General features: G+C 47.2%; 16 protein-coding genes. 11 read left to right on the top strand and 5 right to left on the bottom strand.

Going from position 1 to position 21,252, the window contains the following annotated elements; genetic code table 11:
* A complete protein-coding gene (locus tag T491_RS16970; RefSeq protein WP_051523001.1) occupies window positions 1-1,146 on the top strand; it encodes an acyltransferase family protein in 1,146 nt (381 codons plus the stop codon).
* On the opposite strand, the gene T491_RS0106255 is transcribed toward T491_RS16970, so the two are convergent.
* Together T491_RS0106255 and T491_RS0106250 are read right to left on the bottom strand one after the other, a co-directional pair.
* Window positions 1,100-3,211 carry a tetratricopeptide repeat protein gene (locus T491_RS0106255; protein WP_197018809.1) on the bottom strand — a complete coding sequence of 704 codons (2,112 nt, stop codon included), beginning with the start codon at window positions 3,209-3,211 and terminating at the stop codon, window positions 1,100-1,102. The two genes, T491_RS16970 and T491_RS0106255, sit on opposite strands and share 47 nt — an antisense overlap.
* A 78-nt stretch (window positions 3,212-3,289) precedes the next feature.
* Window positions 3,290-4,207, bottom strand: a complete 918-nt coding sequence (locus T491_RS0106250) for an ABC transporter substrate-binding protein (RefSeq protein ID WP_036915464.1) — start codon at window positions 4,205-4,207, stop codon at window positions 3,290-3,292.
* Between the two features lie 75 nt (window positions 4,208-4,282).
* Between T491_RS0106250 and radA the strand changes: the two genes are divergently transcribed.
* Together radA and pgk are read left to right on the top strand one after the other, a co-directional pair.
* Complete coding sequence (gene radA, locus T491_RS0106245) at window positions 4,283-5,665, top strand: DNA repair protein RadA (RefSeq protein ID WP_028903130.1); 1,383 nt, start codon at window positions 4,283-4,285, stop codon at window positions 5,663-5,665.
* A 149-nt stretch (window positions 5,666-5,814) separates the two neighbouring features.
* A complete protein-coding gene (gene pgk, locus T491_RS0106240; RefSeq protein WP_028903129.1) occupies window positions 5,815-7,086 on the top strand; it encodes a phosphoglycerate kinase in 1,272 nt (423 codons plus the stop codon).
* Between the two features lie 92 nt (window positions 7,087-7,178).
* On the opposite strand, the gene T491_RS18200 is transcribed toward pgk, so the two are convergent.
* Window positions 7,179-8,225: an NAD(P)/FAD-dependent oxidoreductase gene (locus T491_RS18200; protein WP_028903128.1), complete on the bottom strand. Its 1,047-nt coding sequence runs from the start codon at window positions 8,223-8,225 to the stop codon at window positions 7,179-7,181.
* Window positions 8,226-8,389: 164 nt separating this feature from the next.
* On the opposite strand from T491_RS18200, the gene T491_RS0106230 reads away from it, so the two are divergent.
* Window positions 8,390-9,160 carry a hypothetical protein gene (locus T491_RS0106230; protein WP_028903127.1) on the top strand — a complete coding sequence of 257 codons (771 nt, stop codon included), beginning with the start codon at window positions 8,390-8,392 and terminating at the stop codon, window positions 9,158-9,160.
* 125 nt (window positions 9,161-9,285) lie between these two features.
* On the opposite strand, the gene T491_RS0106225 is transcribed toward T491_RS0106230, so the two are convergent.
* Together T491_RS0106225 and T491_RS0106220 are read right to left on the bottom strand one after the other, a co-directional pair.
* Window positions 9,286-11,337, bottom strand: coding sequence for a hypothetical protein (locus T491_RS0106225; protein ID WP_028903126.1), 2,052 nt, complete (start codon window positions 11,335-11,337; stop codon window positions 9,286-9,288).
* Between the two features lie 49 nt (window positions 11,338-11,386).
* Window positions 11,387-12,520 (bottom strand): SH3 domain-containing protein, encoded by a 1,134-nt coding sequence (locus T491_RS0106220; RefSeq protein ID WP_028903125.1) that lies wholly within the window; start codon window positions 12,518-12,520, stop codon window positions 11,387-11,389.
* Between the two features lie 311 nt (window positions 12,521-12,831).
* Here T491_RS0106220 and T491_RS0106215 point away from each other — a divergent pair, with 311 nt between their 5' ends.
* From T491_RS0106215 to T491_RS0106185, 7 genes are all read left to right on the top strand, one after another.
* On the top strand, window positions 12,832-13,149 hold the full coding sequence (locus tag T491_RS0106215; protein ID WP_028903124.1) for a type II toxin-antitoxin system RelE/ParE family toxin: 318 nt from the start codon (window positions 12,832-12,834) through the stop codon (window positions 13,147-13,149).
* Window positions 13,150-13,156: 7 nt separating this feature from the next.
* Window positions 13,157-13,498, top strand: a complete 342-nt coding sequence (locus T491_RS0106210) for a HigA family addiction module antitoxin (RefSeq protein WP_028903123.1) — start codon at window positions 13,157-13,159, stop codon at window positions 13,496-13,498.
* Between the two features lie 704 nt (window positions 13,499-14,202).
* Window positions 14,203-14,859: a hypothetical protein gene (locus T491_RS0106205; RefSeq protein WP_028903122.1), complete on the top strand. Its 657-nt coding sequence runs from the start codon at window positions 14,203-14,205 to the stop codon at window positions 14,857-14,859.
* Window positions 14,860-14,897: 38 nt separating this feature from the next.
* Window positions 14,898-15,587: a hypothetical protein gene (locus T491_RS0106200; protein ID WP_155950053.1), complete on the top strand. Its 690-nt coding sequence runs from the start codon at window positions 14,898-14,900 to the stop codon at window positions 15,585-15,587.
* Window positions 15,588-15,752: 165 nt separating this feature from the next.
* The gene (locus T491_RS16965) at window positions 15,753-18,056 is read left to right on the top strand and encodes a BT4734/BF3469 family protein (protein WP_051523000.1); all 2,304 of its coding nucleotides are present in this window, start codon (window positions 15,753-15,755) and stop codon (window positions 18,054-18,056) included.
* Between the two features lie 234 nt (window positions 18,057-18,290).
* Window positions 18,291-20,846, top strand: a complete 2,556-nt coding sequence (locus tag T491_RS0106190; protein ID WP_028903120.1) for a polysaccharide biosynthesis tyrosine autokinase — start codon at window positions 18,291-18,293, stop codon at window positions 20,844-20,846.
* Window positions 20,843-21,247 (top strand): BT0820 family HAD-type phosphatase, encoded by a 405-nt coding sequence (locus T491_RS0106185; protein WP_028903119.1) that lies wholly within the window; start codon window positions 20,843-20,845, stop codon window positions 21,245-21,247. Before T491_RS0106190 ends, T491_RS0106185 begins: the two co-directional genes overlap by 4 nt.
* Window positions 21,248-21,252: the final 5 nt, after the last annotated feature.

Raw genomic sequence — 21,252 nt, 5'->3', positions numbered from 1 at the left:
ATGAACAGAAACACCGTGATATCCATCTGTAAAGGTATCGCCATTATCCTGATGGTGATAGGTCATGCAGAGGCTCCAGGAGCACTCCAGTCGTTTATCTTCGAGTTCCACATGCCGTTGTTCTTCATCACAGCCGGCTACTTTTTCTCGTTGAAGTATCTTCACAACGAGGCAACATTCCTGAAGAAACGTGTGAAGGGGCTCTATCTGCCATTTGTCAAGTGGAGTGTGTTCTTCCTGCTGATTCACAACCTGATGTTCAAGATTGGCATTCTGAACGAGACCTACGGCAACGAGATGGGCGGCGTGACCCATCCCTACAGCTGGCATCAGATGCAGCAGAACTTCTGGAATATCTTCACGGCAATGGGCGGCTACGATGCCTTCCTATGCGGCGCTTTCTGGTTCTTCCGTGGATTGTTCGTTGCCAGTATCCTATACCTTATTATATATAAGGTGCTGGATAGCACCATCAAGTCATCCCGTTGGAAGCAATATATCCCTTACATGATCTGTGTAATTCTGCTGTTGCTCTGCGGCTGGAAAACCTACGAGGGAATCAGGGTTATCACCTTGGTTCAGGGCGGCTATCGCGATATGATGGGTTGTTTCTTCTTTGGCTGTGGATTCATCTTCCGCCAATATGCGGATAGCTATCAAGCACTCATGAAGAGATACTATGCCATCGTATGGACAACCGTACTGTTTGGCATCACCGTCTATCTATTCTCGCATTATCTCGAAGCCAATATGAACTGGCGTTCAGACTATACCCATTTCCTCTCGCTACCCATCCCAGCCCTGTTAGGATTCCTGATGACATACAACATCAGCACCTTGCTCGACAAGAAGGAGAACTGGCTGAAGCGGTTCCTGATTTATACTGGCGACCACACGCTCAACATCTTCATTTTCCACATTATTTCGTATAAGGTGGTGAGTCTGATTAAGATATGGTACTATGGTCTGGACATACAACAGATAGGCTGCCACATGGTGATTCACGAACACTCGAAAGAAGATTTGTTCTGGATACCTTACACCATTGCTGGTGTAGGTATCCCATTACTTGTCACCTGGCTGATAGAGCAGTGGAAGCTCAAGCGCAAATCATGTCGACCATCATCTGCATCTCCTCGTCAGTAATACCTTTCGCATGTAGCAAAGAATGCTCGTTGAAGATAATCTGGTGAAAGTAATCCTGTTCATCTTCAATATCCTCGGCATAGTCCACGCTGGAGCGGAAACAGCTGGCAGCCTCGTCTAACTTACCCGTCAGCCACAGATAGAAGCCATAGTTAACGAAGTCGTTAGCCGATGGTTGCTCTCCATCCACCAGCTGTTCGAACAATCGTCCGGCTGGTTCGTATTTTCCGTTACCCGTGAGCGCCCATGCCAGCACACGAGCCACATTCAGGTTGTCAGGATCCTCATAATTAAGTTTGAACAGTATCTGCTCTGCCTCAGCATAAAGATGCAGATTGGTGAGACATACGGCTTTGTGAATCAGGTACGACAGTTTATCAGGACTCAACTCCAACAGCTGATTATAAGCATCGAGAGCCTTCTCAAACTTGTAATTCTTAAACAATGTCCTGGCCAACCCCATCAAGGCCCGCTCATCCTTGGGCTTCAGCGTTAATGCCCGCTGATAGTTTTCCTCTGGTCGTTCATCCAAACAAGCCATCAGCATATAATAGTCATAGTCGCGTTTATTCTCATCTTTCAGCCCCTTCAACAAGAATGCAGCTTCGTCGTAACGATTGCGCTTAGCGAGGAAGGTAGCCACATCTTTATAATAATCGCAGATAGCAGTATCTTTGTATACAGGCTGCTTCAGGAACAAGCAACTGTAGCATGCATCGTCGGCAAAGATATCATCGAATTCGCCACGAGCAGGATGCAGACGGAAGAATCGGTACAAGTCCTGCAGATAGATGCGACGGATATAGGTAGGAGTATTCATTTCAGCCGCATCCAGTTTCTGCACGATAGCAGCCTCACCTTTGTCGAGCATGCCACGCATATGTTCAGGTATCTGGTTGAGTACACTATCAAAGGCCAGCATAAACGAGTATTTATCGCTATTACAGAAAGGGCCACGCTCCAGAATCACCTTCAGGAACTCAACATCGGCGAATTTATCCTTCGCCTTTGCGATGCCTGGATGGTCAATATAATACGGTACGAACCAGTTGGCTATTTCGTTGAAGAAAGAGAATCGCTTCATCTGCGAGAATCCGCCGAAATAGATGTCGCTTCCCTGCTTCTGCATATCAATCATCCTGTGGAATCCAGCCTCCATCTTCTCCAGTTTCTCTTCTTCGGCATCAGGGTTCAGGATGTCGTTGAGTACGCTATCCTCATCCTGCTCCATGAATTCGGCCCGCATATTCTGAATGTTCTGCCCCTTCAGCAGGTCGGGCATAATCTCATTCTGGATAGTGTCGCGGTCTTCCTCAGCACTCTTGCAGTAGAATAACTGCTTTTGCAATTCTACCAGCTCTTTCACATTGTTGGCCGATGTGAGTACCTGCTTAACCAGTTGGTTAGCCTCAGGATAGAGTTTATTCGCCAATTCAAGATCGATGGAGAACACCCATCCCACCAATGCGCGCTGGCGCACATACTCATCTGTTGCGTTCAGATATACCTGCACCATTGTACGGTATTTCACGATATCGAAACAGCTCATAGTAGCCAGCATCATAGCACTGATAATGAGTTGCTGGTCGGCAGAGTCGATAGTGGGCGATAGGAGCAACTGCTTCATGGCCTCGCCTTGTCCGTCTGTCCACAGGTCGGCAGTCATGATATGGGCGAAGAATTCACATATCAACTGGTTATGCTGCAGGTAAACCTGCTTTCTGTGCTCCTGAACGGTATGCTGCGGTTCCAACCCAAGCATGGCGACATCAGATACAAACGACTCGAGCTGCTCACGTATGACCTGAATCGACCAGTCGCGAGTACTCAGTCGTGCTTTCATCATGAGCGATGACAGTATGGGTGAATTCAGTACGCGTGCATTGGTTATTATATTGGCATAAAGCACATACATGCGATGCAGCAGCTTTTGGTATAGCTGTGGCAGCTGTGGGTCCTTAAAGCCTTTTCGCCAGTAGTCGATCATCATCTGATAGTCGGCTTTGATGGCATACAAACGGTCGGAGTTTATCTGATGCGGATGCAGAGCCAAATATTCTTCCATTTGGTTGACAGCACCCTGCAGGTTTTTCTCTGCAAGATGATCATAAACATTGTCTAGTGTGCCGTCTTGAAACATATGCTACTTCTTTTTATCAAGCCAACGCTTAGCGCAGTCTATGTCTTTTTGTCTTGTTGCCTGATAGGTGAATTTCAGCGAATCGGGCAGCGCTTGGATGGCTTGATCGTTCAGTTTATAGTATTTTTTGAGTATCTGCTTGTAGTGGGCCACGCCAAAGTGGTTGATTGAGTCGCAAGCCTGCTTGTAGCCCTTCATAAACACCTCCATCTGATGCTGGCGTGCCTTATCGTCCATATTCTTGGTACGGCACACGAGTGCCCCCATCTGCATGTCCAGCTTGCGCGTATCGAGCATCACATAGTGCTTCTTCAGCAAGGCCTGCGAAGCCTGAGGTTCTGTCAGCAGCATGGCGTCCATCTCGTTGTTCTCCAGCATTTTCAGGCGTATGTTCACATCGTTAATCTGGATACGGAACACGCGTTCTGAAGCCAGTTTGGCACTATCCACAGCCATATCGCCCAGCAGGTCGGTAACCGAGTAACGTGTCATAGCCAGCATCTTATCATCGAGATGCTTGAAGTTGGTGATACGGAGCTGGCGCTGGCTGATCATGAGCCAGTAGGCATTGGTGGCAGCAATATAACGCAGGGGTGTACCTTCTTTCATCATCTTCTCGGCTCTTACCAGATCGGTGATAGCAGCCTCGGCACGGCCTCGGATCAGGGCTGTGTCAATATCTATCTGGGCATTGAATCGCTTCAGGCGGATATCTACGGCCGTATCAAACATCTGGCGCTCTTTGGCCACGAATACAGGCAGGCAATCCAATGTGGGCATCACGGCCACCTTGAATGCAGCCGAATCCTCACGCCACAGTTTCAAACGCTGCTGACGAGTCAGGCGCTTGGTCTCTTCGTACGATTGTCCGCAGCCTACGAACACCAGAAGAGCTATGATTCCTAACAATAATTTCTTCATAATCGCCTGCAAAGATAGTTATTTTTTGAAAAATAACATCTTATTTTAATTATTATTTGTAACTTTGCTGCCATTATGGCAAAAGACAAAACAGCATACGTATGTTCCAACTGCGGCCAGGAATCGCCGAAGTGGATTGGCAAATGTCCCGCTTGCGGACAGTGGAATACTTTCAAGGAGATCAAGATAGCTGCCGACACCAAACAGCAGGCAGCCACTACGGCTGCAGCTACTGCTGGTCATAGTTTGCGACATAACAAGGTGTTGCGCCTGCGCGATATCAGTTCGAAGGACGACCCCCGTATCGATATGCACGATGCCGAGCTGAACCGTGTGCTTGGCGGCGGACTGGTTCCTGGCAGTATCGTGTTGCTGGGTGGCGAGCCTGGTATCGGCAAATCCACCCTCTCGCTACAGACGATGCTGAACATGCCTGAAAAGAAGATTCTCTACGTGAGTGGTGAGGAGAGTGCCCACCAATTGAAGATGCGCGCAGAACGATTAGGTGGCGAAAATGAGAATTTCATGCTCCTGACTGAGAATTCGCTCGAAACCATCTTTGATCATATCAAGGAGGTACAGCCCGAAATGATCGTGATCGACTCGATACAAACCATCTCTACCGAGGATGTGGAGTCGAGTGCAGGCTCTATCGCCCAGGTGCGCGAGTGCGCCTCTGCCCTACTCCGTTTTGCCAAGACCAGCGGTGTGCCTGTTATCCTGATTGGTCATATCACCAAAGAGGGTACCTTGGCCGGTCCTAAAATCCTGGAGCATATCGTGGATACGGTCATCCAGTTCGAGGGCGACCAGCATTATATGTACCGCATACTGCGCAGCATCAAGAACCGCTTTGGCTCTACGGCCGAATTAGGTATCTACGAGATGCTACAGAACGGTTTGCGACAGGTGTCCAACCCTTCAGAACTCTTGTTGACGCAGGATCGCGACGGCCTTTCGGGCATTGCCATCACGTCGGCCATCGAGGGTATCCGGCCGTTCTTAGTCGAGACTCAGGCGCTTGTTTCAACAGCCGCCTATGGCACCCCTCAGCGCTCAGCTACAGGCTTTGACCAACGCCGACTGAACATGCTGCTGGCTGTACTCGAAAAGCGCGTGGGTTTTAAGCTGGCACAGAAGGATGTGTTTGTGAATATCGCTGGCGGGCTGCGTGTAACTGATTTGGCAATGGACCTGAGTGTGATTGCCGCCGTACTCTCATCGAATGTGGACACACCTATCGAGTCGGGGTGGTGTATGGCTGGCGAGGTAGGACTGAGTGGCGAGGTGCGCCCCATCAACCGCATCGAGCAGCGTATTGCCGAGGCTGAGAAGTTAGGATTTACCGATATGATCATCCCCAAATACAACCTTCAGGGCTTCGATAAGAATAAATATTCAATCCGTTTGCACCCCGTCAGAAAGGTCGAAGAGGCCCTGCGTGCTTTGTTTGGCTGATAATTGTAAACTCAGCCTTACATTATCAATAATTATACGCAAAAAAGATTTAAATATTCAATGTCCAATGGTCAATGTTCAATGAATTTTAGTATCTTTGCAGTCGCATTTTAAAATGAAGTTTATTACATTTTTAATATTATAGAATTATGACTATCAACGAATTCAACTTTGCCGGTAAGAAGGCAATCGTACGTGTAGACTTCAACGTACCCCTCGATGAGAATGGTAAGATCACAGACGACACCCGTATCCGCGGTGCCCTGCCTACCCTGAAGAAGATTCTGAATGATGGTGGTGCTACTATCATCATGAGCCACATGGGTAAGCCCAAAGGTAAGGTAAACCCCAAGCTGTCTCTGGGTCAGATTCGCGAGGCTGTTGAGAAGGCACTGGGTGTTCCCGTTGCTTTCGCTGCCGACTGCGCTAAGGCTGCTGATGCTGCTAAGGCTCTGAAGATGGGTGAGGCTCTGCTGCTCGAGAACCTGCGTTACTATCCTGAGGAAGAGGGTAAGCCCGTAGGTGTAGAGAAGGGTACTCCTGAGTACGACGAGGCCAAGAAGGCTATGAAGGCCAGCCAGAAGGAGTTTGCCAAGACTCTGGCCAGCTACGCTGACTGCTACGTAATGGATGCCTTCGGTACAGCTCACCGTAAGCACGCTTCTACTGCTGTTATCGCTGATTACTTCGACGCTGACAACAAGATGCTGGGTCTGCTGATGGAGAAGGAGGTTCAGGCTGTTGACAATGTACTGAGCAACATCAAGCGTCCTTTCGTTGCCATCATGGGTGGTTCAAAGGTATCTTCTAAGATCGGTATCATCGAGAACCTGCTGGGTAAGGTTGATAAGCTCATCCTCTGCGGTGGTATGACCTATACCTTCGCTAAGGCTCACAACGGTGAGATCGGCGATTCTATCGTTGAGCTCGACAAGCTGGATGTAGCCCTGGGTGTTGAGGAGCTGGCTAAGAAGAACGGCGTAGAGCTCGTTCTGGGTTCTGACTGCACAGCTACTAACGGTCTCGACTTCGGTACTATGAGCGTTAAGGAAGGTGCAGAGATCATCACCTGCCCTGCCAACAACGTACCTGCTGGTTTCGAGGGTGTTGACGCTGGTCCAGAGAGCCAGAAGGCATTCGCCGAGGCTATCAAGGGTGCTAAGACCATCCTGTGGAACGGTCCTGCCGGTGTATTCGAGTGCGACGCTTTCACCGCTGGTTCACGTGCCATCGGCGACGCTATCGCTGAGGCTACCAAGAACGGTGCTTTCTCACTGATTGGTGGTGGTGACTCTGTAGCATGTGTTAACAAGTTCGGTCTGGCCGATCAGGTATCTTACATCTCAACTGGTGGTGGCGCTCTGCTCGAGGCCATTGAGGGTAAGGTTCTCCCAGGCGTAGCTGCTATCAAGGGCGAGTAATAACGAGCCCTCGTTAATTGTTTTTGCAAAAGAAATCTCCTATCGCTTGATAGGAGATTTCGCTTTTTATATACTGTCGGGAATGTGATTTCCTATACGTAGAAGTTATAGCAGGCGGCGAAGAACCTGGGGAAGTGCGCAATCCGCTTGATGACCGACAGACCGAACCTGCTGTAAACAATCTTGTCGAGAATATCCTCCTTGCGTTTCTTGCGGAAGATTTTCCTGTTTACTTCGAGGAAGTCCCTGCCCTCGATGATAGCGCGACTGGCATTTTCGGCTGTAGCTATCGCATAATACAGTCCTTCGTACGACACACGGTTGGTGAATCCGCCTGCATCGCCGATCAGGATCACACGAGGCGAAGGCGATACTACCGAGGCACGGGGGATGAAAGCACCACGCAGAGGTCTGTCAGTGAGATACGGATAGTCCAGCTCCTTCAGCACACGCTTAAAGCTGTCCTTGCTGGTATGTGCATCGCCGAAGCCTATCACATCGTGGGTCTTGTTGGGGAACACATAGAAATAGCCGTGACTGTAGCTGTTTGAGAGGCTGAGCGTAATCATAGGCTCCACATCGGCAGCTCGATCGTGATACTGTTCATAGAACAAGAATCCGTTGGAGCTGTGCGGAGCAATGCGCTTACGCACCTGACTGGTAGCGCCATCGGCACCCACCAGATAGCGGCAGGCAATCTGCTCGCCCGAGCGCAGCGTAACCACTACGGGATAATCCTTCCGTGCGGCATCCTCGCTGAAATCGGCAAATGCGCCCTGCTCGAAAGCGCCACCAGCTGCAAGATACTGCTGCAGGAGCAGGTGGTCAAAGTCCTTTCGGCGAACGATACGTATCATGCGCTGCATGTCGTCCAATCTGAGATAGCCGCAATGCTCACCGTCGATAATCAGCCCGAAGTTAGTAATCGGCATATACTCATACTTGAAGTCAGGAAACAGGCGCCCAAGCGTTTGCCACGCCTTAGGTGTCAGTCCACCACCACAGATTTTGTCGCGAGGGAACGAGGCATGGTCAATCAACAAGCACTCCAAGCCAGCCCGTTTCAACAGGCTCGCACACACTGATCCCGCTGGTCCTGCACCAACTATCAGCACATCATATGTTCTCATTTTATCCATTGCGTGCAAAGGTAGAAATAATACTCGAAATAACCAAACTTTTTTGCAGTAAAGATTCTTCGTTTTTCGAACACAATAGGGAAATTCCTATCAACCGATAGGCGAATCCCCTTTTTTATGTGTCATACTATTGATACCTTTGCACCAACAAAATTCAAATCACAATGTTCAAACGTACACTCACATCCATATTAGTATTGTTTGGGGTGCTCAGCGCCTCAGCCAGTCAGGTAGGCGTCTACTGCACGATGGGCAGCGAAGGCAGTCAGATGTATCGCAACCAGGATATCCGCCTGCAGATAGTACTCACCATCGATGGCACAGCCCTGCTTGAGGTTGAAAACCTTACCGACCGGGTGATGTATATCGACCGCCGTCGCTCGTTTGTTTGGGTAAACGGCGCATCCACATCGCTCAACGACCCTCGCATTCCGCCCTTCGAAGCCGAAGAGCATTGGGTGTCGATAGCGCCTCATGGCGTCAACACTATCTATGCCTGGGAGCAACTGCCGCTATTGCTCAACCCACAGATGATCTATGTGGGCGCGCCAAAGAGCTGGGGCAACACCAGTAAGGGAAGGTTTCTCGACACCAACAAGAAGTTCCACAAGGGCGACAAGCGCCGCTACACACGCCGCACCACTCCATTGGCGCTGGCAGCCGACATCGAATACCGCTTTACCTATGATGGCGATGCCGAACCCAGAGTAAAGGTATCCGACTATGTAGAATCAATCAAGGTAGATTCGAACATGTGGGTAGATAAGCATGGCAAGTTGGTTAACCCACGCCTTTTCCCCCATCCCTGTTTCGCCTTCCGCAGTGGCAAGTCAGATGGCGCCGTTCTTCGCGAAGCCCTGGGCTTTACCGCAGCAGCCGGTCTGGTAGTCCTTGGAGCGGCCCTCGCACCCGACGAGCCCACTCCTGCATGGTAATGCCCCACCCGTAGCAAACTGGGATACTGGGATTTGGGATGATAAAAAAGGTGCCGAGCGATTAATACTCGACACCTTTTAGTTTTTATTATTGACTTTCTCAGACCTAAGATTAATTCTAATAGCTATTCCACCTTGGAGGTAAATGACATTTTTAATTTTTTACTCTCTGTAGACAAATATTTGCCAGAGAAACCTTTGTCAGTCAAAGTTCCAGAGAAATAGTAGCCTGTCTGCAAACCGTCTTTGGTGTATTCGTAAACCTCAACTCTACCCATTGAAATTGAGCCAGAAAGGCTTACAAAACCATCCCGATTTTGTAACACTCTATATCGTCCTTCAACCCTATCTCCAAAGACATCCAAGAACATTACGAAATCGTATTTCCCAGCAATATTTCCGTCCAGAAATGGATGGTCAGCATTATTGAAAGAATTAATCGTATTAATATTAATTTTACGGTATCGAAATATTTCAAGGTGGCCATCTTCTAGTACAAAAAAACATCTCTCATGTTTTCTGATCTTCTCTTCAAATGGATCTGTAAGATGTTTTTCGGGAATTTGATTAAAATCTATCATACTTACACTACCATTGTCTGTCGTAATTGTCTTTCTGTATTCAGACCAATAGTCTTTGTCAATATTAGCAGAATAATTATAAACATAGAAACCATTATAAACTGTTCCCAAATAAAGTTTTTCTTCACCATCTGGTGAAATAACATGTTCTAACACCAACTCTTTTTCCACAGAACGATGCACGATATAAGAACTACCTATAATGGAATTATCAATTGTTAAATAATTGGCATTCGTGTCTTGGATAGGAGTACTTGAAGATTCGCTACAATCAGCTTTCTTAATATAGAATTCTTTGTACTCGACATAGCCAGGGACTATTTTATACCATTCTCCACAGTCCTCTATGACTGAGTATATATATCCTTCTTTTACTATCCAGTCATCTCCATCTTTTGTTTTAGCAACAGGGGAGTTCTCGTCAGGTTCTGTATATAAATAGGCTTCAGAGACACTTACGCGAATACTTGTTTGAGGAGTAGAAAAATCCAGTTTATCTAAAACAGATCCAAAGTGTTTGTCATAGACAAACCAACCGCCCGCAACTACTAAAACAGCACAGACAACCCCACCTATGATATATTTCAATGAATTACTATTCGCTTTTGGAACAGGAGCTATGTCTGCTGTTTTAACAATAGTATCTTTAGCTTGATTTGCTGTTTGCTGCTGCTCAACGACAGGTACTTCAACCTCAGGGGTATTCTCTGCCTTTGGTTCTTGGAAAGGTTCTGATATAGGCTCATCTGCAACAGATTCTTCTGCTATAGGTTCTTGTTGTGTTTCTTGCTGATGCTCATCAGGATCCGCAGGGCCTCCCGTCATTACTCTATACCATCCCATGATTGGCCACCAGAAAGCACAGAACATAAAGCATACATAAAAGACACCAAATATGATAAGTGTGACTATGGCATATAAGCCTATTAGTTTCATTGCCCCACTCACTGATGGATTTGATGCCATCATCATTGGAACAAGGCTAATTACTATGAAAAATATAGCAGCCCACAATGGCAACCACATTAACCTAATCTCGCAAACAGCTGCAAAGCGCAGGTTTCTCGAACCGCGTTTGGCCCTATCATTAAAATCTTCAGCAACCATCAGCTTTCCCGCAGCGTTTTTCATCTTATAATAGCAATACAATGTCATTATAAAGACAAATAAACGGAAGAACCAACCTAAAACAGGTATTGATCCTAATACTCCAAACACCATGTCAATCAGGACAACTATAGCCAAAATGATACCTGCAGTTCTAATTTTACGAACTTGCGTCGAAGTTTCTTCCAATCGCTGTATAGAAGCAAATGAAGTTAGTCCCCAAATATACAAGATGTAGCCAATAATAACAAGGCCTTTTGATGATAGTCCCCAGGCCACGAGATCCGTCATATTGATTGGAGAACCACCTCCTAATGATCCAAGTGCACTTGATGCCATACCTGATACCATTGAGAATATAGTAACAGCATACGAAACATAGTCATAAATTGTGCTAATAATACCAGCAAAGAATAGAAGAATTGTACTCCAGAAAATCTTTCGAGTACTACTTTTCCATTCTGACAATAGTTGAATGTTTGTTTCCATAACAAATAAACAGTTTAAGTTTGCATATATTATTTCTTTATCTATATCTTTATTCCTCTCGTTCTACTTCAGATGTAAATGTTCCTTTGGTTCTCCAATAATTACCTTCATCATCCTTCATGCGACCAAATCCCTCATCCTTAAGTTTTCTTACATATCCGTGCTCATCTACGATTTCCTTATCCCATTGTTCATCCCGATCAACACTTTCACAAGAATCATTAGAATCGCCTGAATATGAACGTGAGGACAAGGAACTTGCAGAGCCCTTCAAGAATCCCATGATAAGGAATCCGAATACGATACCAATAATAAGCTGAGTCAATATGGATACGAACAATTTCACCAACAACAAACATGTTAGCACACCTAAAATAAGAATGATGATTGGTATATGTACTTTTGGCCACATCAGTTTGCAGTTCAGCCCAAATTTCCACAGTGCAAGCGGTAACACAACAATCAGAGCAATTGGAAAGTAAAGGCACACAAAGGCAAGAGGACTAAGCCATAGGAAAAAGCTAACACTCACACGATTGTAATCTTCATACGAATCGGTTGACATATCAGCCAGCCCATAACAAGTTGATAAATATCCAATAACCAAGGCGCACATAGTTACTCCTACAATAATCATATTTATTAACCTTCTGCCCCAATAGGCACCTCCATCATCAAATACTTGCAATTCTCGTCCCGGTTCATAAGTCAGCACTAATACAGCAATTATTATCAAACTTGCTAACATTGTCAACACCACCTGTATACTATGGTCATTCTGAGCAGACAATATAAATATGAGTATAGAAAAACCAAGCAAAATATAATAATGTGATTTTTTTAAGAATCCATTAGATTCCGTTTGGGCAACATAAGATTCAGACACTGGAGAATCAATATATTTTTCAAGGTATGATGCTTTTACATATCCCGTAACCGAGCCATACTGAATCATCACCCATGTATTCCTGCTTTTAATCTCATCAACTGGTTGACTGCAACTTACAACATCTCCATTCTGCAATTTCCCCACAACTGCAGATTTTGTGTTTCCTCTTTCACGTATATTTAAAGAAGAAGAAACATTCACTACTTTTGCTTTATAGTCAAATGAATAAGATAGAGCAAAAGCCAAAAGACTAGCCATCACGAATAGAATCGCCAATAGAATAAACCTCTTCATTTAATAGTTTTTGTGTCTCGCTATTGCCCTATCACAAGACGATTTTAAAGTTATTGGTTATACATAAAGACTAAAAAAGTGGGGCAACTATTCTTTACTAGTCTAGTTTAATTTTTTAGACAATGCATCAGAAAACACTTCCCGTCAATATGACTCTCCTATCGCTTGGAGTTTGGCTACAAAAATAAGCATATTTTACGTAACCACCAAATGTTTTAAAAGAAAAATGTGATTAAAAACAAAAAAACCAATTCGACTTTTTGCGAATTTCAAATATTTGTATTATCTTTGCACCCAAAATAGTAACCGTAATGGTAGTAACATTCAACGAGGAATATCTGGAGAAGCTCTATACTATGGGTGAGACTGGGGTTAAAAAACTCCGGTTTCAGCCACAGATAGTAAGAGGATATCAGAAGGGAATAAAATATCTGATACAGGCTAAGCGGAAAGAGGATTTGTTTCCCTTTAAGTCTCTTCATTTCGAAGCCTTGCATGGCGATAAAGAGGGGCGTTTCTCAATCAAGGCAAACGATCAGTATCGAATAGAATTCACACTGGAGGAAACTGACGATGAGCCCGTAGTAACGATATGTAATATAATGGAATTGTCAAATCACTATAAATAAATAAGGCATGGCTAAGAATAGTTTTTCAGCAGAAAAGATTGCTAACAACATGGCTTCATCGATGTTGATTCATCCTGGTGAGATGATTAAGGATGAGATTGTGGCGCGAGGCCTTACTCAGAAAGATTTAGCCCAGCAGATGGGTGTATCATATACTGTGTTTAACGAGATTCTTAATGGCAAGCGTCCTGTTACTACTGAGTATGCCCTATTATTAGAAGCTGCTCTTGGTACTGATGCCAACATCTGGCTTGGTCTGCAGGCGGAATACAACATGCAGAAGATGAAGCAGGACAAATCGTTCATGTCGCGTCTAGAGAAAATTCGTAAGATAGCAGCAATATTCTAGCTTGCACCCCTGCCCCTAAATAACTGGGATACTGGGATTTGGGATGAGGTGATTGTAAACGGATGTTAAAATCAATGTCTTCAGATTTGGTTAGATTTGGTAAAATCTGTGCTTTTATGGATGAGTTTGGTAAGTTTTGAACTGATTTGGCTACGATTTTGGGGCGATTTTGGGGTGGTGAGAAATTGGGCGATGATGGCAGGATGTGGTAAAAATGGGCGATTTTGTAAAGAAAAGAGAGCCGTAAGTTCCTCGTGGGAAAGAATATTTTTCCTCACCTGAAAGATTACGGTAATCCACCTGAAAGTGACGTACTATCTATTCGAGTGTTTACGCATAAAAATCGTCACATATCCCAGTATCCCAGTTTTCCAAACGCACCTTGCCTCTTAGAAATACACATATCTTTATATAAATATACATATATTAACATTTATAAAAGGTTTATAAGGGGTTAGGTGGCTGAAAAAAAACTGGGACACTGGGATACTGGGACAGACGACATCTCACCCCGAGCTCGACGCGAAGACAAATTTCTCACGCGCAGGAATAAAAATAAATTCTCATCTTGTTGGCTAAATCGAAATTTTGCACTATCTCTGAGCTTCGCTCGAAGATAGGCTGCATCTCAGAAAAACTCAAATAAATTTGGTTTTTCGTTCGATTTGCACTATCTTTGCACCCAGAAAATAAGAAACTAAAAAATGATACAAACTCATCTGATGAAACTGGATCAACCGTATCCAGTACTTAATATGAAAGGTGTATTGGCGCGCCACGTGGCTACGCTGATTGAGATACACACCGTAGTAGACCGCAAAACGGGCGAGGAAACCATCAAAACCATAAGTCACCCTGTGGTGGATTATGGCGAAAACAACTATGCCGGCGTGGTGTATGAGAAATTAGAACTCGAAGACTGCGAGATATTGACCTCGCCACTGTCAATGCACGAGCTGCATTCAATCATCCACAGTAATCTGAGCATGTTCAACCATAAGATATTCAATGAGCGCCCAGAATTTATCATTTGGCGTTTGCACCATCTTGGGCTTACCATCGATTGGCCTAAGAAGAAAGATGCCGACGGACTTGATACCGACGAAGATGAAGATCACATCGTAGTTCCAATATCGATGGGAAAGGCAGAAAGTGGCTGGTGGGCCGAGAGCAGTGCGCTATCGTTTTGTTTCGATGCCAGAGAAATGGAGAGCGATAAGGCATTGCTAAATTATATCCGCGAGATGCGTAGTGAGTATTACCAAGCGTTTAAGGATCGCAAATTCGATATCACCTTCCAAAATAGACAGCCCGAGGTTAAGTATCTGATAGATGAGCTAAACAACAATCCTCATCTCTAGTACATAATTATAGGTACGAGCGCGCGCGAAGGATAACGATGAATAGCCAGATAGACTTGCAATATCTGGTGGGTTACTGTAAGCAGTTGCCCACGTTTAGAGATGCACTCCCAATCATGATGTGTATAAAGGATTGGGGGATAGAGCATCATGCGCTCGATGCAGCAAAGCAAGCCGAATGGGAAGTTAGAGAGCATTTCAAATTAATGAACCCACAGCCCGATAACGACTTGCAGCAACAGAAGAAGCTGCCGCTTACTATTATAGAAACACCAGAAACACCTGAGTTCAAGTTCTTCCACCAAGTGACCGATGCCGACGCTGCAGAATTCAAGGAGGTGCTGCGCGAGTGCATAGCCAAGATTAACACTAACGGCAAGAAGGAGTGGTTCTGCATCTACGCTGCCTGGCGATACTACAAGAAGGAACACGAAAAGACAGGCGGATTCGTGGATATGTTTACGGATATCGACGCACTGTTCCCTGGATTGCTGAAGAATGTGCGCAACGACCTGCCTGGCAACCGCCGACTGAAACCTTACTGCGACATGCTATCCTACGAATACAAGCTATGGGCTGTGGCCGATGGCAAACTACCCCCTATGCAGGTTTGGGCACATAGCGAATGGACCCGACAATACAAAAACACATGGAAAACCATCCAGCACATGCAGGCCTTGGTGAGGGATTTTTATAGGGCTTTTGCAGCACTTTTAAGCAACAGATAATCATTTTCATTCGGCAGGAATTCTAAATCCATTCGGCTCATTCGGCTACTTTTCAGCTCCTTATTCGGCTGGCCCAGAAAGGCCTCTGAATAGGGCGGAAAAAACTTTTCTCCCATATATTTATTTTGTAACTTTGTGCTCAGAAACATTAATTTTTTTGAGCGTATGAGCAGATTAGGATTTGGAAAGAACAACTTCAGCAAGGTAGTGCCTTGCTCAGTTGAACTGCTGAACTCAGCCATTGATTCAGCAGAGGTAATGAACGTGTGCGGACAGATTGCCCGCAAGCTGGAGGCAGTAAAGGCTGGCCAGGCTACCCGCACCGAGTTTGACGACTACAAGACGGCGATGAAGAAGCACCTGCCTGTGCTGACTCCTCACGCCATCTTTAAGAACGGTGAACGCAAGAATGCCGAAGCCATTCCCTCTGGACTCTCGATGTACGACATCGACCACATTGAGAATCCCCGTGGTTACTATCACACAATGATAGAGGACCGGATAAGCGAACTGGGCATTGTGATGGCCCATGTGACACCCTCGACCGAAGGGCTGCGACTGATATTCGAGATGCCTGCCGGCATGACGCTGGCACAGGCACAGAAGTGGATGTCGGAGCAGTTGGGCGACGAGAACTACGACGGCTCGGTGAAGGACTATGCCCGCTGCTCGTATCTCGTACCTCGCGCGTACATATTATATTTAGATGAGGAGGAGCTGCTGAAGGAGCGAGAGGTGAAAGCCGAAGCTGTGAAAACGGGAGCACAGACCCCAAACGAGGCAATGCCCACAGCAACCGCCACAGTGCTACTCCCCTCGCCTGCTATCCTACAGGATTCGCCCGAACACCAGCGCAACCTGCGCATCTTCGACCTGGCAATGAAAGAGGCAGGCTTGAAGCCCGACGACATCGACGTGGTAGGCGTGCACAACTGGCACATATCGCTTGTAGCCATACTAACCGTTGGCATTAGCCGCTTAATGAGTCAGCAGGCCATGATGGATGTACTGGCCACCCGCATGCCCAACTACTCGAAGGAGGCAGACTGCCAGCGACTGGTGGCCGACTTCTACGACAAGTACACCAAGGTTAACGCCCCCATGCCCATGAGCCTGCGCACCCTCTTCAAGCAGGCCCAGCAAGAGCAGAGCGCACCTAAGAAGCTGACGAGTCAACAGCTGGGATGCCTGCCCCCCGCAATGCCCGAAAAGATGCCTAAGCTCATCAAGCTGCTGTGCAGCAAGGAGCCCGAGCATCTGCACCCAGCCATCGCCCTCAGCGCATTCCCTGCACTCGGCTCCCATCTCTACGATGTACACTTCCTCTATGCCGACAACACCTACCACGAGGCCACATTCATGCACCACACGATGGCCAAGACAGCCTCAGGTAAGTCGTGCGTGAGCCGTGTGTGCGACTGCATCATGAGGGACATCCTGGAGCGCGATGAAATCAATCGCCAACGCGAACAGGACTACAAGGACGAATGCGCCAAGAAGGGCACCAACCAGCAGGCACCCGATCGCCCTGACGACCTGATAGTGCAGACCCTGCTGACGGATATCACCCCTGCCGCCTTGGCGCAGAAGGGCAAGGATGCCGATGGCCACTTCATCTACTCACAACTCGATGAAATCGAGCTTTTCGACCAGCTGGATGCATCCAAGCAGAAGCGACGCCTGCGAAACATCATCCAGTGCGCCTTCGATAACGCCTGGTACGGACAGGAGCGCGTAGGCGAGAAATCGGTGACAGCACGATTCCGCTTGCACTACAACTTCAACTCATCGAGCACCATCGTTCGTGCGCAGGATTTCTATGCTCCCTTCCTCGCCGATGGTTCATTCAACCGCATGTCGTTTGCTACCATCATGCCTATCGATGACGAAGCCATCCCCAAGCACGGATTCTACGACGCCCGATTCATGGCCAGACTCAAGGTGTATATCGACCGCTTGGTGGCAGCTCAGGGCAACTACGACCTGAAAAAGGCGCAGGACCTGATTCAGCGCATCCATCAGGAGTCCATCGACACTTATCGCCTCTCGGGCGACGAGGCCTACTTCGACACCAGCCACCGTGCTGTAGTGCTCGCCTGGTTGCGCGCCATGGTGCTCTACATAGCCGAAGGCAAGTGGAGCAAGGAAATCGAGGAGTTTGCCATGTGGTCGTTCAAGTACGACATGTGGGTGAAGATGACCTACTATGGCGACAGCATCCGCAAGCAGATGGCAGGCGAGAAGGTTAGTTCGCATCGCGGCCCTGGCAACCGTCTGCAGTATCTGCCCGACGAGTTCACATTCGACGATGCACAGCGGCTGTTGGAACGCTTAGGCAGCGAGAACACCAACCCCAGGAAGATGCTGTGGACAGGCGAGACTCGCAAGTTCATCGAACAGGACCCTCTGACGGGCATCTACCACAAAACCGCCCACTACTTCGAAGTCTATCCCAAGCCGGTAGCCTGAGCAGTATCCCAAATCCCAGTATCCCAGTTTATCAGGGGTGCTGGGATTGCTGCAAAGGCAGTACACCACCGCAATCTCATGACATAAAACCAAAAAACACACTTATTTTTCATTTTTCCGTAAAAAAATGCATCCGATTAAAAAAAAAACACTAATTTTGTACCGAATAAACATCGGACTCGCGAATTTCGACGAGGAAAGGTGTGACTATAAGAATTATTATTATTAACAAATATGTCAGAAGAAAAGAAATTAAGTTTAGCTGAAATCGAAGATTTATCAACTAACGAAGTAGAGGGAGAATCATGGTTCAATTTCCAGAATCTCTATACACTTTTCATCCTTAACTGGAAGTGGTTTGCAGTATCACTCGTTGTGTTCCTTGTCGGCGCTTATGTCTATCTTAAGTACACAAGCCCCGTCTATTCCGTATCAGCAAAGATGCTGATCAAGGACGACAAACAACAGAGCCGACGTGGTGGCGACCTGCTGGCCAACATGCAGGATTTTGGTTTTATGTCCAACTCGTCGGGTTTTGAGAACGAGATGGAGATCCTGCAGTCGCGCATCTTGGTGCGTGATGCCGTGAAAGACCTCAAACTCTATGCCAATTATTACAGTAAGGGTCTGGTCAAAGAGCAGATTGTATATGGCACCCAGCCTGGCATCGTGGATATCGATGAGACAAGCCTCGACAACATGGATAAAGTACTGCTCGAAGAGAGCCGCAGCATCGATATGCGCATATCTTCAAACGACGAGGGCATCAAAATTGAGGGAGCCCTGCTGAAAAACGGTGTGGTAGTATCAAACTTCACCTTCGAGCCCAAGCAACTCCCTGCTACCTATCGCACTGACTATGGTACCCTGTCGTTCAAGAAGAATCCTAAATACACTGCCCCTGCCGATGGTAAAATACCCGACTATAGAGTAGTGATCATGCCTCCTATGCAGGTGGCAGCAGGCTATCTGGGCAACCTCTCAGTAGCTGCTACCTCGAAGCAGACTTCTATCGCCCAGCTCACCTTCAACGACGCCAATGTACGCAGAGGTCTCGACTTCCTCCGCGCACTGGTTGTAAGCTACAACCGTCAGGCTAATGCCGATAAGAACGAAGTAGCGCTGAAGACTGAGGAATTCATCAACGACCGTATCAAGAAAATCAACGAAGAACTCGGACACACCGAGGGATCACTCGAGAAGTATAAGAAGCAGAATACTGTTACCAACCTGCAGATGGATGCTTCGCAGTCGCTCCAGATGTCAACCCAGTACAGCACCAAGCTGGCCGAGGCTAACTCGCAGATCCAGCTGCTCGACTATCTGCGCGAATTTGTGGACAATCCATCCAATCAGTATAAGATTATCCCATCGAACGTAGGTATGACCGATGGTGCTTCAACATCACTCATCTCGAGCTACAACAAGACCGTTCAGGAACGTAACCGCCTGCTGAAGGTGGCCAGCGATCAGGCTCCACAGGTAATCATACTCACCTCTACACTCGACGAGTTGCAGGGGTCTATCCGTACAGCGCTGCTTCAGGCACGCCGTACTGCCGATATCCAGCGCCGAGGCATTCAGAACGAGTATGCCAAGTATCAGGGCCGCTTGGGAAGCACACCTGAGCAGGAGCGCGTACTCACAGAAATCGGACGTCAGCAGGAGGTTCGCTCTGGTCTGTATCTGATGCTGCTCCAGAAGCGTGAGGAGAACAGCATCTCACTGGCTGCCACAGCCGATAAGGGTAAGCTGATTGACGATCCTCAGTCGCTAGGACAGGTTAAGCCTAAGAAGTCTATCATCATGATGGCAGCATTCATCCTGGGTCTGGCATTACCACTCGGTATCCTGTTCGTTATCCAGATGTTCAAATACAAACTGGAAGGTCACGACGACCTGGAGAAGCTCACCAAGCTGCCTATCATTGCCGATGTGCCTGTGGCCAGCGAAAGCGCCAAGACCGCCGCTGGTATTGTGGTTCACGAAAACAAGAACACTCAGATGGACGAGGTATTCCGTTCGCTGCGTACAAATATCCAGTTCATGCTCAAAGAGCACGAGAACACCATTCTCTTCACATCATCGACCAGTGGTGAAGGTAAGACCTTCCTCGCAGCCAACCTGGCTGTATCGTTCGCATTGCTGGGCAAGAAGGTAATCCTTTGCGGACTTGATATCCGTAAACCTGCCCTGGGTAAGCTGTTCGATATCCAGAGTGAGCGCAAAGTTGGTGTTTCGAAGTTGTTGGCTGCCGATAAGGTAACACTGGATAAGATTAACGATCAGGTAGTGAAATCGGGCGTTAACGACAACCTCGACCTGCTGTTGGCTGGTCCTATCCCCCCCAACCCAACCGAGTTGCTGGCTCGCGAGAACCTGAAAGATACACTCGACATCCTGAAAGAGAAGTACGACTATGTCATCCTCGATACAGCACCTGTGGGCTTGGTAACTGATACACTCCAGGTGGCTAAGTTTGCTAACGTATGCTGCTACGTAACCCGTGCCGACTATACAGCTAAGACCGATGTCGGTATCGTGAACAGCCTGGCTCACGAGCAGAAGCTGCCTAATCCATGCGTAGTACTGAACGGTGTAGATATGTCGAAGAAGAAGTACGGCTACTACTACGGCTATGGCACCTACGGTAAGTATGGTAAATATGGCCGCTACGGCTATGGCAGCTATGGCAAATACGGTTACGGTGGCTACGGACGCTATGGCGCTTATGGAAACTATGCCGACTCACGCTATGGTAATAAGGACGACGATAGCATCAAGAAATGACAATAGCAGTAGACTTTGACGGCACCATCGTTGAAAACAAGTATCCTGAGATTGGCGATGAGCGTGATTTTGCTACCGATACGCTGAAAATGCTTATCAAGGAGCGTCACCAGCTGATTCTGTGGACTTGCCGCGAGGGTAAACTGCTGGACGATGCGTTAGCCTGGTGCCGCGAGCGAGGCGTAGAATTCTATGCCGTGAATCGCGACTATCCAGAGGAGACCTTCGACAACAACCCCGTGTTCTCACGAAAGCTGAAAGCCGACCTGTTTATTGACGACCGTAACATTGGCGGGCTGCCCGACTGGGGCGACATCTATCAGATGATTACCCACAAGACGGGCCCCAACCCCAAAGAAGAACGCCTCCGCAAGCCCAAAAAGCACTGGTGGCAGTTTTAAACCAT

Origin of the sequence: Prevotella sp. P6B4 (assembly GCF_000619985.1) — a bacterium.
Lineage (GTDB): Bacteria > Bacteroidota > Bacteroidia > Bacteroidales > Bacteroidaceae > Prevotella.
This window is presented reverse-complemented; position numbering and strand designations above follow the sequence as displayed.